Below are 15,210 nucleotides of genomic sequence, written 5' to 3' on the forward strand. Positions count from 1 at the left end.
GGACGCCGAAGCGCGTGGTCGAGTCGAGAGGTACCGAGCAACGATGAAGGTTCGTACGAAGTGGATGAGGAGCGCCGCGTCGATCGCGCTCGCCGGAGGGCTGACCATCGCCCTCGCCGCCGGGTGCAGCAGTGGTACCGACGAGGCACCCACAGCCGAATCCACGACTGCTGCGCAGGAATCGGCATTCCCGGTCACCATCGATTCCGCACTCGGATCCGCGACGATCCCCGAGGCACCCGAGCGGATCGCCACCTGGGGTTGGTCCAACCAGGACGCCATTCTCGCCCTCGGTGTCGTGCCCGTCGCCATGCCGACCTTCGACGGCGCTCAGTACGGCGCGGACGACCGCGGCATTCTGCAGTGGGACGCGAAGGCGCTCGCCGACCTGGGCGGCGAAACACCCACGCTGCTCTCCGGTGACGGAACCGGCGCGGTCCCGGTCGAGCAGTTCGCCGCCGCCGCCCCCGATCTCATCTTCGCTCCGTACTCGGGACTGACTCAGGAGGAGTTCGACCAGCTCTCCGACATCGCGCCGGTCGTCGCCTACCCCGACGAGCAGTGGACGACGTCCTGGGAGGACCAGCTGACCATCGCGGGCAAGGCCCTGGGCAAGGAGAAGGAGGCCGCCGATCTGGTGTCCGGAGTCGAGGGTTCCATCGCCGACGCGGCTGCGAAATATCCGGCGCTGAAGGGTAAGACGGTCACCATCGCGCTGCCCAACGCGCCCGGCACGTTCGCCGTCAGCAAGGACGACGACGTACGCGTCGAGTTCCTCGAACAGCTCGGTCTGGTCAACGAGCCCACCATCCAGGAAGCCGACCCGGTCGAGGATCCCGATGCCGTGTACTTCGAGCTCAGCCTCGAGCAGGCCTCGCTGCTGAAGTCGGATGTGTTGTTCGTCGTCGCCTACGACAAGGAATCGCTGGGTGCCTTCCTCGTCGAACCGGCCGTGGCCTCGCAGCCCGTGCTGGCACAGGGGCGCACTGCATCGACCGAGAACCTCAGTGCAGACAAGAACTTCGCGTTCGGCGGCCTGACGGTGCTCACCATTCCGTACATCCTCGACGACGTGGCATCGGCGCTGAACACCGCCGCCGAGAACGTCCAGGGCTGATCCGAGCGCAGGCCCACCCGACGCACCGCAGACGTGCATTCATCCGAGAAGGAGCGTGTTTCACCGTGGCAAGGTCCCACCGACTTCAGGTCGTCTTTCCCGAAGTCATCCGTACGGCCACCGTGATCGACACGCGGCAACTCGGTCCTGGAATGCGCAGGATCGTGTTGGGTGGGCCGCAGCTGCGTGAGTTCACGCGTGACGGATTCGAGTTCCCGGCGCTGCGCAGTGAAGGATTCGACGATTTCGTTCGCCTGTTCTTTCCCCTCGACGACATGGGCACGATGGCGCTGCCCGTCCAGCACGAGCGCACGGTGGAGTGGCCGCGCGACCCGCGGCCGGTTACTCGCAACTACACCGTGCGCAGCGTCGACACCGACAGTACGGAACTGACGCTCGATTTCGTCACCCACGACACCGGAATCGCATCGACGTGGGGGCGTCGCTGCTCGGTGGGTGACTCCATCCCGCTGCTCGGTCCGGTGCGGTCGGGTCATGCACCCGCCGAAGTGGATTGGGTGTTGCTCGTCGGCGACGAGACAGCGTTGCCTGCCGTTGCTCGCTATCTCGACGAGGCCGCGGCGGGGGAGCGAATCCGGGTGTTCGTCGAGGTGGCCGACGCCGAGCGAGAACTACCGCTGCCGACGGCCGCCGACGCCGAGATCACCTGGGTCCACCGCGACGGCGCAGTTGCAGGCACCGGGGATCTGCTCGAAACGGCCGTGCGCAGTGCGCTCTGGTGGGACGGAACCGTGTTCGCCTGGGTCGCAGGCGAATCCACAGCGCTCAAGGGCATCAGGCGGTACCTGCGGGAGGATCGCGCCCTGCCGCCCGAAATGGTCGAGGTCACCGGATACTGGCGTCGCGCAGAGGTACTCACTCGCACGGACGATCCGGAAGTTCCCGATCTGACCGCCCGCGAATCCGAGCCGTTCGACAGGCTCGCCGAACGTGCGGAGTTGTTCTCGCCCTTCGCAATCAGAGCGGCCAACACGTTGCGCATCCCGCTGCATGTCTCTCGCGGCGTACGCACCGTTGGTGAACTGGCGACGGTCACCGGCACCGACGTGCGAGCCTTGGCAAAATTCGTCCGCTATCTGCGGGCCGTCGACGTGCTCGGCGAGGACTCCGACGGCGGTGTGGTCCTCGCCGATATCGGTGAGGCCATGCTCGGTGACGACTGGATCTCGCATTGGCTGGATCTCGAGGGAATCGAGGCGCGAGTGGAACTGTCGATCACCGGCCTCGTGGAGAGCCTGCGCACCGGTGGTGCCAGCGTCAGCCTGCTCACCGGCAGGACGTTGAGTGAGGACCTCGCAGGTTCGTCCCGGCTGACCGAACTGCACCACAACCACATCGCCGACGAGGCTGCGTTCCTCGGTCCGGCCCTCGTGCAGGACTATTCGTTCGACGACGTGTCGACGTTGGCGGTGACCGGTGCGGCCTCCGGTGTGGTGCTCGGCTCGATCCTGACGGCCCACGACGCGATGTCGGCAACCGTTCTCGGATTGCCCAGCGAGCTCGACCTCGTCCGACGTGATCTGCAGACGAGGCCGGAACTTCCGGCGCGCGTGACCGAATGCGCTCAGAGCGTCGTGTCCGAACCGCGTACGACCCCGGCCGGTGGATTCGACGCGTATCTGTTGCTCGAGGTCACCGGGCACTACCGCGACGACGATCTGGCGTTACTGCTGGCGAGTGCCGCATCGGGCGTCTCCGAGAGCGGCAAACTGATTGTGGTGGAACGGCTGTCGGACGAGCAGTCGATCAACGAGGACCAGGCCGAGTTCGATCTGCTGATGCTGTGCATGCACGGCAGCGGAGTGCGAACCAGAGCCGAGTTCGAGTCGGTGGCAGCCGCGGCGGGACTGACGGTGACCGCGTCTCGACTGGTCGGTTGGGGTATCGCCGTACTCGACCTGCGGCGTGCGTCCGAAGCCGTTGTGCGCAAGGTCTAGTTAGGTTAGCGTTGCCTACTGAAGGCGCGCGGCGATGCTCTCGGCATATCGGTTGCGCGCGATGCGCGGTCTCGGACCGATTCACCGTCAGGAGTGCACATACACATGACCGTTGTCGAAGAAACGGCGTCGGGCACGGCCGATACGACCATCCTGCAGCGCGGGTTGCAGACGGTGGTCACGTTGGCCGAGTCCGGCTTGTTCGACGAGTACGTCGTGTACGAGGACAGAGGACGCTGGGTGTTCGCGGGTGGCGTGGTCGCTCGCATCGTCCTGCAACCGGATGTCGTCACGACAACGTGGGGGAGCGGGGCTCCGACGGTGCGTCGGTGGTCCGGCAACCCGGCGGCGGCGTTGCGTGAGGCCTGCGACGGTCTCACTCGCGAATCCTGGAATGCGTACGGCTACGTCGGATTCGGGTTCGCAGCCCACCTGCACGACGCCGTCGCCGAGTCCGAGTCCGACGAGGTGATCGCCCACTTGGTCGTGCCGCGAGTCGAGGTCCGATTCGGACATGACTGCGACGACATCGAGGTCACCGGGACCGAGGAGGACCGCGCCGCGGTGTTCGCCGTACTCACCGCCGCCTCCGTCGACGAGCCACCGACGGTCCACCCGCTCGATGTCGGCGGCGACCTCGACGACTATCGCGGTCGGGTGGCGCAAGCTGTTGCAGAGATTCACCGAGGTGAGTACGCCAAGGTCATTCTCTCTCGCACGGTGCGTATTCCGTTCGATCTGGACATGCCGGGTACCTACCGGGCGGGGCGAGCAGCGAACACTCCGGCTCGCTCGTTCCTTTTGCACCTCGGTGACCTCCGTGCCTCGGGTTTCAGCCCGGAGCTGGTTGCGTCCGTCGACGCACGTGGTGTGGTCACCACCGAACCGTTGGCAGGCACGCGGGCCTTCGGCTTGGGTTCCGATGCCGACTCCGCAGCGAAAACCGATCTCGAGCAGGATCCCAAGGAAATCACCGAACACGCTGTGTCCGTTCGTACCTCGTTCGAGGAGTTGGAATCGATCGCACGACCCGGGTCGACCGCCGTGTCGGACTTCATGAGTGTGCGAGAGCGCGGAAGCGTCCAGCACCTCGCGTCGACCGTGCGGGCACGTCTGCGTGACGACCTGTCCTGCTGGGACGCTTTCGGGGCCCTGTTCCCGGCCGTCACGGCATCGGGCATTCCCAAACGTGAGGCCATCGAGGCGATAGGGCGGCTCGACGACCCGCCTCGCGGCCTGTACTCGGGGGCCGTCGTGAAGGCGTCGTCCACGGGGGAACTCGAAGCGGCGCTGGTGCTTCGAGCTGTGTACGAACAGCGCGGATCGGCATGGCTGCGTGCCGGTGCCGGCATCGTCGGCCAGTCGACTCCCGATCGTGAATTCGACGAAACCTGCGAGAAACTCGGCAGCGTCGCCCCGTATCTCGTCCGTAAGAAGGAGGAAGACGCCTGATGCATCGCACCATGTTGGGTGGAAAGATCCACCGCGCCACTGTCACTCACGCCGACCTGCACTACGTCGGTTCGATCACCATCGACTCCACTTTGATGCACGCCGCCGACCTGATCGAGGGCGAACAGGTTCACGTCGTCGACATCACCAACGGAGCGCGCCTGGTGACGTATGTGATCGAAGGGCACCCCGGTTCCGGTGTCATCGGAATCAACGGCGCAGCAGCGCATCTGGTGTCTCCAGGTGATCTGGTGATCATCATGTCGTTCCGACAGGTGGAAGACTCCGAGCTGTCCTCGCACACCCCGTCGGTGGTGCACGTCGATTCTGCCAACGAGATCGTCGCTCTCGGAGTCGACCCGTCCGCGCCGGTTCCGGGTGCCGTCGATCAGATGTCGGGGGCGAGCGTTCGATGACGTCGCACGAGAACTACGACATCGTCGGCGTCGGATTCGGGCCCTCCAATCTGGGACTGGCCATCGCGATCGAGGAGCACAACCGAACCTGCGCGCCCGCAGAACGGTTGACGGCCTGCTTCGTCGAGTCCAAGGACGAGTTCGCCTGGCACCCCGGAATGTTGTTGCCGGGGACGACGATGCAGATCTCGTTTCTCAAGGACCTGGCGACCCAGCGCAATGCAGGCAGCGAGTACACCTTTCTGGCGTACCTGTCGGAGCACGGTCGACTCAATCACTTCATCAACCTGCAGACGTTCTTCCCCAGCAGGCTCGAATTCCACGACTACCTGACGTGGGCCGCCGGAAAGGTCGACGCAACGGTGCACTACGGCACCCGGGCAGTGGACGTCGTCGACACCGGTGACGGATACGGCGTCCGAACCGAGGGACGACGAACCGGGACCGTGCGGGGTCGCAACATCGTGCTCGCCGGCGGTTTGACGGCCACCCTGCCGGACGGGGTGACAGCGTCGGCGCGGCAGTTCCACAACCACGATCTCCTCGGGCACCTGGACCGCCTGTCGTCGCGGACGCATCGCACGTTCGTCGTCGTCGGTGCCGGGCAGAGCGCGGCCGAGGTGGTGGACTACCTGCACTCGTCGTACGGCGATTCCTCCGTGCACGCGGTGCTCCGCAAGTACGGGTACAGCCCGGCCGACGACAGCCCCTATGCCAATCGCATCTTCGATCCGACGGCCGTCGACGACTTCTATTCGTCGTCCCACACGCTGCGCGAGCAGCTGCTGCAGTATCACCGCGGTACCAATTACTCCGCCGTCGACCTACCCCTGATCGAGGAGCTGTACTCGCGCGAGTACGCGGAGCGGGTCAGCGGGCAGCGCAGGCTGTTCGTGCACGGAGCATCTCGAGTGGTCGACGCCGTCGAGGAGCCGTCCGGCGTCCGGGTCGCCGTCGAGCACGGCCCGACGGGTCTGGCCGAGGACATACTGTGCGACGCTGTCGTCTATGCCACCGGCTTCACGTCCCTCGATCTACCCGAGATCCTCGGTCCGCTGTTCGACGCCGTCGAATACGACTCCCGCGGTCCTCGCGTGACGCGGGACTACCGACTCGTGACGCGCGAACCGAGTGCGGGTTCGATCTACCTGCAGGGCGGTACCGAGCACACGCACGGTCTGACCTCGTCGTTGCTGTCGAACATCGCTGTTCGCAGCGGTGAGATCGTGAAGTCCGCAGTGAGCGCGAGGGTGCGATCGGTGGTGTGAATCGGGTGAGTGCGAGCGTGGGCGACGAGCCGGAACAGCGAGATGTTCCGGCCGAAGTCGGTGGTCTCGCTCGCACCGATGCGCGTCGGGCCGCAGGGTTGTTCGTCGTCCTGGGTGTTCTGGCAGCGCTGTGCTTGGTGAGCATTTCGGTGGGCACCGAGTACATCCCGATCGGTCGGGTGTGGCACGGGCTGCTACACGCCGACGGATCCACCGAATCCGTGATCGTCCGCGAACTGCGGCTTCCGCGTACGGTTCTGGGTTTGCTCGTCGGACTCGCCCTCGGGGTCGCCGGTGCGCTGATTCAGGCGATGACGCGAAATCCGCTGGCCGACCCGGGAATTCTCGGCGTCAACGCCGGGGCCGCGTTCTTCGTCGCGATCGCCGTCGGCGTGTTCGGTTTCACCGGAATCGGCTCGTACATCTGGTTCGCGTTCGCCGGGGCGGTGTTCGCAACGATCGTGGTGTACGCGCTGGGGTCACTGGGGCGCGCCGGAGCCACTCCGATTCGCTTGACGCTCTCCGGAATTGCGCTCGGTGCGGTACTGGGCGGCGTCACCTCGGGCATGCTGCTGCTCGATCCGGATGCCTTCGACAGGATGAGGTTCTGGGGCGCGGGGTCGTTGGCCGGTCGAGGCCTGGACATCGCGTCCGAGGTTGCCCCGTTCATCGCGCTCGGAGTCTTTCTGGCGGCCCTGATCGCTCGTCCCCTCAATGCGATATCGCTCGGCGACGATCTGGCCCGGTCACTGGGAGCGAACGTGGTTCGGACGCGAATCGTCGGCGTCGTCGCTGTGACTCTGCTCGCCGGAGCCGCGACGGCGGCGGCCGGGCCCATCGGATTCGTCGGACTGATGATCCCGCACATGGTGCGTTGGATCGTCGGACCGGACCAGCGTTGGATTCTGATCTACACGGTGTTCGCGGCACCGGGATTGCTGCTGCTCTCGGACGTGGTCGGCCGCATCGTCATCAGGCCGGGGGAGCTGCAGGTCGGTATCGTCACCGCGTTCGTCGGCGCACCGGTGCTGATCGTGCTGGTTCGCCGGAAGAAGGCGAGCGGACTGTGATCGGTGAGCAACGCGGCGGCAACATCGATTTCGGCCGAAAGTTGTGGGTCGTGCGAGTGCGGGATCGAGTGGACGGCCGCATCGGCATCCGAACGGTGGGCGTCTGCGCGGCCCTGCTTGCCGTGACGGCGGTGGTCTCCATCGTCGCCGTCGGTACCGGCGACCTCTACATTCCGCCGAACGAGGTGCTCGCCGCAGTGTTCGGCGATGCGCCACGCCTGACCGAGATCGTGGTGATGGACTGGCGGTTTCCCCGAGTGGCACTGGCCTTCCTGTTCGGTGCCGCCCTCGGTGTATCGGGCGCGGTCTTTCAATCCTTGACGCGAAATCCGTTGGGCAGCCCGGACATCATCGGGTTCGGTACCGGTTCCTACACCGGCGCGCTCGTCGTCATCCTCACTCTCGGTGGTGGCTACTACCGGACCGGAGCAGGCGCGCTCGTCGGCGGACTCGCAACGGCCGCCGTGGTCTACCTGCTCGCGTACCGGCGCGGGGTGCAGGGCTTTCGGTTGATCATCGTCGGGATCGCGGTCAGCGCCGTGCTGGCCTCCGTCAACACCTGGCTGGTGATCAGGGCCGATCTGGACGACGCCATCGCGGCCGCCGTGTGGGGTGCGGGCACCCTGAACGGGCTGGGGTGGTCGCAGGTAGGGCCTGTACTGGCAGTGTCGGTCGTCATCGCGTCGTGCTCGGCGGTGCTCTCGCGTCGGCTGCCGATGCTGGAGATGGGGGACGACGCGGCGAGGGCGCTCGGCGTGCGCGCCGAGCCGACCCGTCTGATGCTGGTGTTTCTGGGTGTCGCGTTGATCGCGATGGTCACCGCGGCCGCGGGACCCATCTCCTTCATCGCGCTCGCTGCGCCGCAGTTGGCTCGCCGCCTCACCGGCACCTCGTCGGTGGCGCTGATGCCTGCCGCGTGCATGGGAGCGCTGCTGCTGGTCGTGAGCGACGTTGTCGCGCAGCGCGTGTTCGCTCCCACCCAGCTGCCGGTGGGTGTGGTGACCGTATCGGTCGGCGGCGCATACTTCGTGTGGTTGTTGGCGCGGGAAGGCAGGAAGCAGTGACGAAGCCTCGATTGCACACCGACGAGATCACGGTCGGATACGACAGCAACGTCATCAGCGAGAACCTGACCGTCGAGATTCCCGACGGCAAGTTCACCGTCGTCGTGGGACCGAATGCCTGCGGTAAGTCGACTCTGCTGCGGGCCCTCTCGCGGCTGCTGAAGCCGACGCACGGAACCGTTCTGCTGGACGGGAAGGCGATCTCGTCGTATCCCGCGAAAGAAGTTGCCCGACGCCTCGGCCTGCTTCCGCAGACCTCCATCGCGCCCGACGGGATCTCGGTGGCCGATCTCGTTGCGCGGGGCCGTTATCCGCATCAGAAGTTGATCCGGCAGTGGTCGGCGGTGGACGAGGCTGCGGTGATCGAGGCCATGAACGCAACGGCAGTGACATCGCTGTCGGCTCGTCCGGTGGACGAGCTGTCCGGCGGACAGCAGCAACGCGTCTGGGTGGCAATGGTTCTGGCGCAGCAGACACCGCTGCTGTTGTTGGACGAACCGACCACCTTTCTCGACATCGCCCACCAGATCGAACTGCTCGACCTGTTGGCCACTCTGAACCGCGAGAACGGCCGCACTCTCGTCGCCGTGCTGCACGACCTCAACCACGCCTGCCGGTACGCCGACCACATCATCGCGATGAAGGACGGCGCAGTGGTCACCGAGGGCGCGCCCGCCGACGTCGTCACCGCCGAGCTGGTCGAGGCGGTCTTCGGGCTGCCGTGCCGCATCATCGACGATCCGGAATCGCACACTCCGCTGGTGATCCCCAAGGTGGTCGGTCGCAGGCTAGGCAAGGCTTAGTTTAAAGTTGAGGGAGAACGGCCCCGAGTCGGCCCTGAGGGTTTCTCGCAGGAGTGACGTCGAGATATGTATCGAGGACGAAGATGAGTGAACAACCGCGTGGCTTCCACTACGCCGACGTCGTTGCGGTGGAACGACTCACGGTGCACATGGTGCGTGTGACCTTCGGCGGCGACCACGTCGTCGGCTACCGCACGCTCGGGGTGCCCGACGAATGCGTCGGAGTCTATTTCCCCAGAGCAGGCGAGGTGATCCCGCCGCCGATGACCGAGGTCGACGGTCTCTGGTGGTTCCACGGTCTCGACGACGCTCCCGAAGGTCGCAACTACACCATTCGCCGCCTCGACGAGGAGCGCGGTGAGCTGACCATCGACTTCTTCGCACACGAGGGCGGTGTCGCATCGACCTGGGCCCAGCAGGCCGCCCCGGGGCAGACGGTGCTCTTCACCCGCCCCCGCTCCTGGTATTCACCGCCCGCCGACGTCGAATGGCTGCTGTTGGTCGCGGACATGACCGGGTTGCCCGCGCTCGGTCGTCTCGTCGAGCAGTTGCCCGCCGGAACGCGTGCGCACGCGATCGTCGAGGTGCTCGAGCGCGGCGACATCCAATCCTTCGAGACCCCCGCCGACGTGACGTTCGATTGGCGTATCGGATCCGGAAACGGCGACAGCGCAAGCGTTCTCGACGACGCGGTGTTGGCGTACCCATTGCCCGAGGGGCGTGGCTACGTGTGGTTCGCCGGCGAGGCGTCGTCCTCGCGTCGGGTGCGCAAGCACTTCCGCAAGGAATTGGGCTACGACATCGCGTATTTCGACATCATCGGATACTGGCGCGCCGACTCCGAGAAGTGGCTCGAGAAGTACAAGCAATACCAGGAGGAGGCGCTGGCGGTGTACAACGGAGTCATCGAATCCGGCCGCTCGGAGCAGGAAGCCAGCGAGGCGTTCGATGCGCTGCTGGAACGTGTCGGACTGTAGGTGAGCAGAACTTCGTAGCAGGGGTCGAATTACCGCTCACGTGGGGCTGCGTCGAACTCGTAATCCGGCAGCTCGAGCGTCGCCGCGTCGGGACCGAGGAACTTGCTGGTCACGGCCTGTACAGGCTTGGATCCGGCCAGGCGCAGCACGGTGCGGAATGCAGCGACTCCTGCCGAGGTCTTCGGATGCGCGACGCGAGGCACACCGGGTGGGAGTTTCTGCGCCTGCTCGACGAAAGGCCGCATCCGCGCCTCGAAGGCCTCGAATCCGGCGCGATGATCGTTCGCCCTCGCGAGCTCGCCGGCGAGCACGTACGCGCCGGTGACCGACAACGTTGTTCCCATGCCGCTCAACGGCGTTGCGCACCAGGCGGCATCGCCGAGCATGCCGATTCTGCCGTCGGACCAGCGCGGGGCCTTCACCTGCGCCAGATAGTCGACGTACAGTTCCGAGTCCGGTCCCAGCGAGTCCAGGATCCGGGGCACTTCCCAACCGACATCGGCGAATGTCGAACGCAGGGCGGCGATGACGCGTTCGGTGGACGCGCCCTCGTAGCCGCTGTCGTCGGACACCCAGGACAGGCTGAATCGCGTCGTGCCGAGGTTGTCCGGTCGTAGATTCGCCACGCGAGATCCGGGGGCGTTGTACCAGCGCCACCAGCCGTCGTCGCTCGGTCCCTTCGGCAGTACGCCGTAGGCGGTGTACAGGCCGACGGGTGTGGTCTCGGCCTCCCCGGAGAACACCAGTTCCCTGCTGCTGGAACGTATTCCGTCGGCGAAGAGAACGAGGTCGAACCTTTCCGCTGCGCCCGTTGCGAATGTCACATCGACTCCGTCGGCATCCTGGACCACGCCGACGACGCGATCGCCGTAGCGATACTCGGTCCGTGGTCCGGCGGACTCGACGAGGATCCGTGCGAACTCGCCGCGCAGAATCTCCAACTCCGCCGTCGGCCCGTCATGGGTTCCGTCGCCGGCCGGGAAGGCCGCGATGGTGGCGTCGGCGTCGTCGACGAATCGGGTGCCCTTCTCGGTGGTGCCGTTCGCGAGGAGGGTCGCGTCCAGGCCCATGCGCTGCAGCACCTTGCGGCCGGAGCCGCGAACGTCGATGTTCTGGCCGCCGAGTCGCAGTTGCGGTGAGCGTTCGAGGACGGTGACCTCGAAGCCGGCTCGGTCCAGCCAGAACGCCACGGTGGGACCGGCGATGCTGGCACCGGTGACGAGAACACGAGAAGTCATGGGGCGCGCATGCCCGGGCGGCCGGTCGTTCAATCCCGGAGGGAAAGTAGCTGAGCCTCACCTTTGTGGTGTACTTTCATCGAATTGTCTTCAATGTCCCGTTTTCGTCAGGAGAACCGTGTTCACCGTTCGCCGTCTGGCGCTGCTCTCGATCAGCGCAACCCTCGCCCTCGGTCTCATCGCATGCAGCTCGGACGGCTCGTCCGACGACGGCACGTCCACCTCCGAGTCCGCCTCCGCTGAGTCTGCCCTCGTGGTCTACTCCGGCCGCGGTGAAGAGCTCGTCGACCCCCTGATCGAGCGCATCGGCGGCGGTATCGAGGTCGATTACTCCGGCAACACCAACGCCCAGGCCGCAAAGATCCTCGAAGAGGGCGACGCGACCCCGGCGGACGTCTTCTACGGACAGGACGCAGGAGCACTCGGTGCCCTCGACGAGGCGGGCGCTCTCGCACCGCTGCCTGAGGACATCCTCTCCCTGGTCCCCGAGCAGTACCGCGGTGCCGACGGCACCTGGGTCGCCACCTCCGCGCGGGCTCGTGTGCTGGCCTACAACTCCGATTCGGTGCAGGCAGCCGACCTGCCCACCGGCATCGACGGACTGCTCGACCCACGCTGGCGCGGACAAATCGGCTACGCACCGACCAACGCCTCGTTCCAGGCCTTCGTCACCGCCCTGCGCGTGCAGCGCGGCGAGGACGGTGCCCGCACCTGGCTCGAGGGATTCGTCGCCAACGAGCCCGTCGCCTTCGAGGGCAACGGCCCGCTGTTGACCGCCGTCAACGACGGACAGGTGGCCACCGGCCTGCTCAACCACTACTACTGGTACCCCTTCAAGGACGAGAACGGCGACGACGCCCCGGTCGAGCTGCACTACTTCGAGCCCGGCGACCCCGGCGCACTGATCAACGTCGCCGGTGCGGGTGTGCTGGCTGCTTCGGACAACCAGGAAGCGGCCTTCGATTTCGTGCGCGAGTTGCTCTCGACCGAATCGCAGACCTACTTCGCGAACGAGACCGCCGAATATCCCGTCATCGACGGAGTCACCTCCGACTACGACCTGCCGCCGCTGTCGGAGCTGGGCTCGACCGATCTCGATCTGGGTCGCCTCTCGTCTCTCGAGGCCACCCAGACCCTGCTGACCGACGTCGGAATCATCTAGGCAATCCTCGGTTCCGGGCTCGTGTCTGCACTCCAGCCGCTTCGGCGGCACCACTTCGGCGGTCGTCCCGTTCTCGGGACGGCCGCGTTGTGCGTGGGAGCGCTGACGCTGACACCGCTGGTGTATCTGTTCGTCCGAGCGTTCGACGGCGGCACCGAGAAGGTCCTGGGGCTGCTGTTGCGGCAACGCACACTCGACCTCGCCATCCGCACGGCAACACTGACGCTCACCGTGCTCGTTGCGTCGGTCGTGGTCGGGACGCTGCTGGCGTGGTTGACCGTACGGACCGATCTACCGGGGCGACGCTTCTTCGCGATGGTGCTCGCCGCCCCGCTGGCCATCCCGTCGTACGTGTCCGGATATCTGTGGATCGCCGAGTTCCCCTCGTTGGCAGGCTTTTCCGGTGCAGCCCTGGTCCTCACGCTGTCCTGTTTCCCGCTGGTGATGCTGCCGGTGTCCGCGGCCTTCGCCACTGCGGACCCGTCGTTGGCCGAGGTCTCGCGCACCCTCGGTCGAGGCGCTGTGCGCACGGCGCTGACCGTCGAGTGCCGTCGCGTCGTTCCGGCCGCGGCGGCGGGTGCGCTGCTGGTCGCGCTCTACACCATCAGTGACTTCGGGGCGGTGGCTCTGATGCGATACGACGCCTTCACGCTCGGCATCTACAGTGCGTACCGCGGGGGACTCGATCGCACCGCGGCCGCGGTTCTCGGACTGGTCCTCGTGGTGGGCGCGTTGGTGCTCACCCTCCTCGAACGGCGTGCCCGACGCGGTGCCACGGCGAGGGTGGGATCTGGAACGGACCGGATGGCCGAGCCTGTGGTTCTGGGCCGGTGGCGCGTGCCTGCTCTGGCCGTTGTCGTTGCAGCCCTCGGTGTTTCGGTGCTGGTACCGATTCTGGCCCTGGCCCGGTGGCTGAGTCGATCGTTGCGCTTCACCGTCGACTGGGTGGACGTGCTGGCCGTCACGGCCAAGACCGTCCAGTACTCCGCGACCGCCGCGGTGGTGGTGGCCGTGCTCGCGTTGCCGGTCGCGCTGTTCGCGGCCCGATCCACGTCGAGGGCCGCCCGCGGTGCCGAATTGTCCACCTACATCGCGCACGGACTACCGGGTATCACCGTCGGGCTCGCCACGGTCTTTCTCGGAATCAGGTTCCTGCCGTCGTTCTACCAGACGGCGGTGCTGCTGGTGCTGGCATACGTGGTGTTGTTCCTGCCGTTGGCCGTCGGCAGTACGAGAGCGGTCGTCGTCGCCACTCCCGTTGTCCTCGAGGATGTCTCACGGACCCTGGGCGCGGGCCGGCTGCACACCGACCTTCGGGTGACGATTCCGATCGCGGCTCCCGGCATCGCCGCCGGGGCCGCTCTGGTGTTCCTGACCGTCGCCAAGGAGCTACCGGCGACGCTGATGCTGCGTCCTCGGGGAGTCGACACGCTCGCGACCACGCTGTGGTCCACCACCGAGGCGTTCCGATACGGCGAGGCGGCTCCCTACGCCCTGGCCCTGATCCTGATCTCGGTGGTCCCGACCGTCGTACTGACACGGGCGCTGGGGCGCACGACGCGGAAGCGAGTAGCACTGCCATGAGCATGGTGATTTCCGGACTCGTTGCCTCGTACGGCAGTACGGCCGTGCTGCACGGGATCGACCTCGACCTCGGCGACGGCGAGATGCTTGCCGTTCTCGGCCCCTCCGGCTGCGGCAAGACGACGCTGTTGCGATCCATTGCGGGACTGCACCGCATCGACGCGGGCCGGATCACCTCGGACGGGCGGGACATCTCGGTGGCGGGGCAGATTCAGGTGCCACCGGAGAAGCGGGGAATAGGCCTGATGCCGCAGGAAGGTGGACTCTTCCCACACCTGACGGTACGAAGAAACATCGAATTCGGTTTGCGTGCAGGGTTTCTGCGACCCCATCTGTCCGGTCGCGCAGAGCGCACGCGGCGGGTCGACGAGATGCTCGAGCTCGTCGGACTGCCCGACGCCGGTGGGGTCAGACCCAGCGAGCTCTCGGGCGGCCAACAGCAGCGCATCGCGTTGGCGCGGGCGCTCGCGCCTGCTCCGTCGGTGGTGCTGATGGACGAGCCGTTCGCCGCCCTCGACGCGGGGCTACGTACCTCGATCAGGCAGGACGTGCGAGAGTTGTTGCAGTCCAGCAAGACCGCGTCGATCCTGGTCACCCACGACCGCGCCGAGGCACTCGGGACTGCCGATCGGGTCGCCGTGCTGCTGGGTGGTCGCTGCGCCCAGATCGACACCCCGCGTGAGGTGTACGAGCGACCCGCCACACCCGCGATCGCGCGCTTCGTGGGCGACGCCTACTTCGTCGACGCTGCGTCCCACGGCGGCCACGTCGACACCGTCCTGGGGCGTCTCGAATCCACGACCCGAGAGACGGGAAACGGACAGGCGTTGCTTCGGCCCGAGCAGCTGCTGGTCTCGGAGTTCGACGACGGCGCGTTCGTCGTCGAACACGAGCTCTTCACCGGCCCCGAATCCTCGGTCACCCTGCGGCACAGCGCCACCGGGCTGCGGCTTCGAGCCATCGCCCGGACCGGCGACCGACTCGCCCCCGGCACCGCCGTCGACGTCACGGTGACATCGCCGGTGCACTGGTTCGAGGGTTCGGCGGACTAGTTTTCGCAGACGCACCGGCACGACCGGCCGTGCCCGGCACGATCACGCG

13 protein-coding genes are annotated in these 15,210 nt (G+C 66.5%); 12 read left to right on the top strand and 1 reads right to left on the bottom strand.

From position 1 onward, the window contains the following. Positions 1-43 precede the first annotated feature (43 nt). The 9 genes from CH249_RS20805 to CH249_RS20845 all read left to right on the top strand — a co-directional run bounded on the left by CH249_RS20805 (position 44) and on the right by CH249_RS20845 (position 10,125). Positions 44-1,117 (top strand): ABC transporter substrate-binding protein, encoded by a 1,074-nt coding sequence (locus CH249_RS20805; protein WP_032395940.1) that lies wholly within the window; start codon positions 44-46, stop codon positions 1,115-1,117. A 65-nt stretch (positions 1,118-1,182) separates the two neighbouring features. After that, positions 1,183-3,075, top strand: coding sequence for a siderophore-interacting protein (locus CH249_RS20810; RefSeq protein WP_143544567.1), 1,893 nt, complete (start codon positions 1,183-1,185; stop codon positions 3,073-3,075). 105 nt (positions 3,076-3,180) lie between these two features. Next, a complete protein-coding gene (locus CH249_RS20815) occupies positions 3,181-4,527 on the top strand; it encodes a salicylate synthase (RefSeq protein WP_094681863.1) in 1,347 nt (448 codons plus the stop codon). Further along, on the top strand, positions 4,527-4,943 hold the full coding sequence (gene panD, locus CH249_RS20820; protein ID WP_094681862.1) for an aspartate 1-decarboxylase: 417 nt from the start codon (positions 4,527-4,529) through the stop codon (positions 4,941-4,943). The genes CH249_RS20815 and panD overlap by 1 nt, the downstream gene beginning before the upstream one ends. Beyond that, positions 4,940-6,211, top strand: a complete 1,272-nt coding sequence (locus CH249_RS20825) for a lysine N(6)-hydroxylase/L-ornithine N(5)-oxygenase family protein (protein WP_094681861.1) — start codon at positions 4,940-4,942, stop codon at positions 6,209-6,211. The genes panD and CH249_RS20825 overlap by 4 nt, the downstream gene beginning before the upstream one ends. A gap of 5 nt (positions 6,212-6,216) precedes the next feature. Beyond that, positions 6,217-7,281 carry an iron chelate uptake ABC transporter family permease subunit gene (locus CH249_RS20830; RefSeq protein ID WP_094630650.1) on the top strand — a complete coding sequence of 355 codons (1,065 nt, stop codon included), beginning with the start codon at positions 6,217-6,219 and terminating at the stop codon, positions 7,279-7,281. Beyond that, complete coding sequence (locus CH249_RS20835; RefSeq protein ID WP_094681888.1) at positions 7,281-8,345, top strand: iron chelate uptake ABC transporter family permease subunit; 1,065 nt, start codon at positions 7,281-7,283, stop codon at positions 8,343-8,345. The genes CH249_RS20830 and CH249_RS20835 overlap by 1 nt, the downstream gene beginning before the upstream one ends. Continuing rightward, on the top strand, positions 8,342-9,148 hold the full coding sequence (locus CH249_RS20840; protein ID WP_094630436.1) for an ABC transporter ATP-binding protein: 807 nt from the start codon (positions 8,342-8,344) through the stop codon (positions 9,146-9,148). Before CH249_RS20835 ends, CH249_RS20840 begins: the two co-directional genes overlap by 4 nt. 83 nt (positions 9,149-9,231) lie before the next feature. Then, entirely contained in the window at positions 9,232-10,125 is an 894-nt protein-coding gene (locus CH249_RS20845) for a siderophore-interacting protein (protein WP_094681860.1), read from the top strand. Positions 10,126-10,154: 29 nt separating this feature from the next. Here the strand turns inward: CH249_RS20845 and CH249_RS20850 are convergent, their stop codons facing one another. Next, a complete protein-coding gene (locus tag CH249_RS20850; RefSeq protein ID WP_094645735.1) occupies positions 10,155-11,363 on the bottom strand; it encodes an FAD-dependent monooxygenase in 1,209 nt (402 codons plus the stop codon). A gap of 118 nt (positions 11,364-11,481) precedes the next feature. Between CH249_RS20850 and CH249_RS20855 the strand changes: the two genes are divergently transcribed. The 3 genes from CH249_RS20855 to CH249_RS20865 are packed head-to-tail and all read left to right on the top strand — an operon-like array spanning position 11,482 to position 15,161. Continuing rightward, a complete protein-coding gene (locus CH249_RS20855) occupies positions 11,482-12,525 on the top strand; it encodes an iron ABC transporter substrate-binding protein (protein ID WP_094645734.1) in 1,044 nt (347 codons plus the stop codon). A gap of 21 nt (positions 12,526-12,546) precedes the next feature. Continuing rightward, entirely contained in the window at positions 12,547-14,109 is a 1,563-nt protein-coding gene (locus CH249_RS20860; protein WP_256981026.1) for an iron ABC transporter permease, read from the top strand. After that, a complete protein-coding gene (locus tag CH249_RS20865) occupies positions 14,106-15,161 on the top strand; it encodes an ABC transporter ATP-binding protein (RefSeq protein WP_094681859.1) in 1,056 nt (351 codons plus the stop codon). Before CH249_RS20860 ends, CH249_RS20865 begins: the two co-directional genes overlap by 4 nt. Positions 15,162-15,210 lie beyond the last annotated feature (49 nt).

This window comes from Rhodococcus sp. 05-2255-3B1 (assembly GCF_002258545.1).
Lineage (GTDB): Bacteria > Actinomycetota > Actinomycetes > Mycobacteriales > Mycobacteriaceae > Rhodococcoides.

Bases quoted from the DNA above. Each gene is read 5' to 3' on its own strand.
- panD (WP_094681862.1), top strand. From the start codon at position 4,527: ATGCATCGCACCATGTTGGGTGGAAAGATCCACCGCGCCACTGTCACT.
- CH249_RS20865 (WP_094681859.1), top strand. From the start codon at position 14,106: ATGAGCATGGTGATTTCCGGACTCGTTGCCTCGTACGGCAGTACGGCC.
- CH249_RS20825 (WP_094681861.1), top strand. From the start codon at position 4,940: ATGACGTCGCACGAGAACTACGACATCGTCGGCGTCGGATTCGGGCCC.
- CH249_RS20805 (WP_032395940.1), top strand. From the start codon at position 44: ATGAAGGTTCGTACGAAGTGGATGAGGAGCGCCGCGTCGATCGCGCTC.
- CH249_RS20845 (WP_094681860.1), top strand. From the start codon at position 9,232: ATGAGTGAACAACCGCGTGGCTTCCACTACGCCGACGTCGTTGCGGTG.
- CH249_RS20815 (WP_094681863.1), top strand. From the start codon at position 3,181: ATGACCGTTGTCGAAGAAACGGCGTCGGGCACGGCCGATACGACCATC.
- CH249_RS20850 (WP_094645735.1), bottom strand. From the start codon at position 11,363: ATGACTTCTCGTGTTCTCGTCACCGGTGCCAGCATCGCCGGTCCCACC.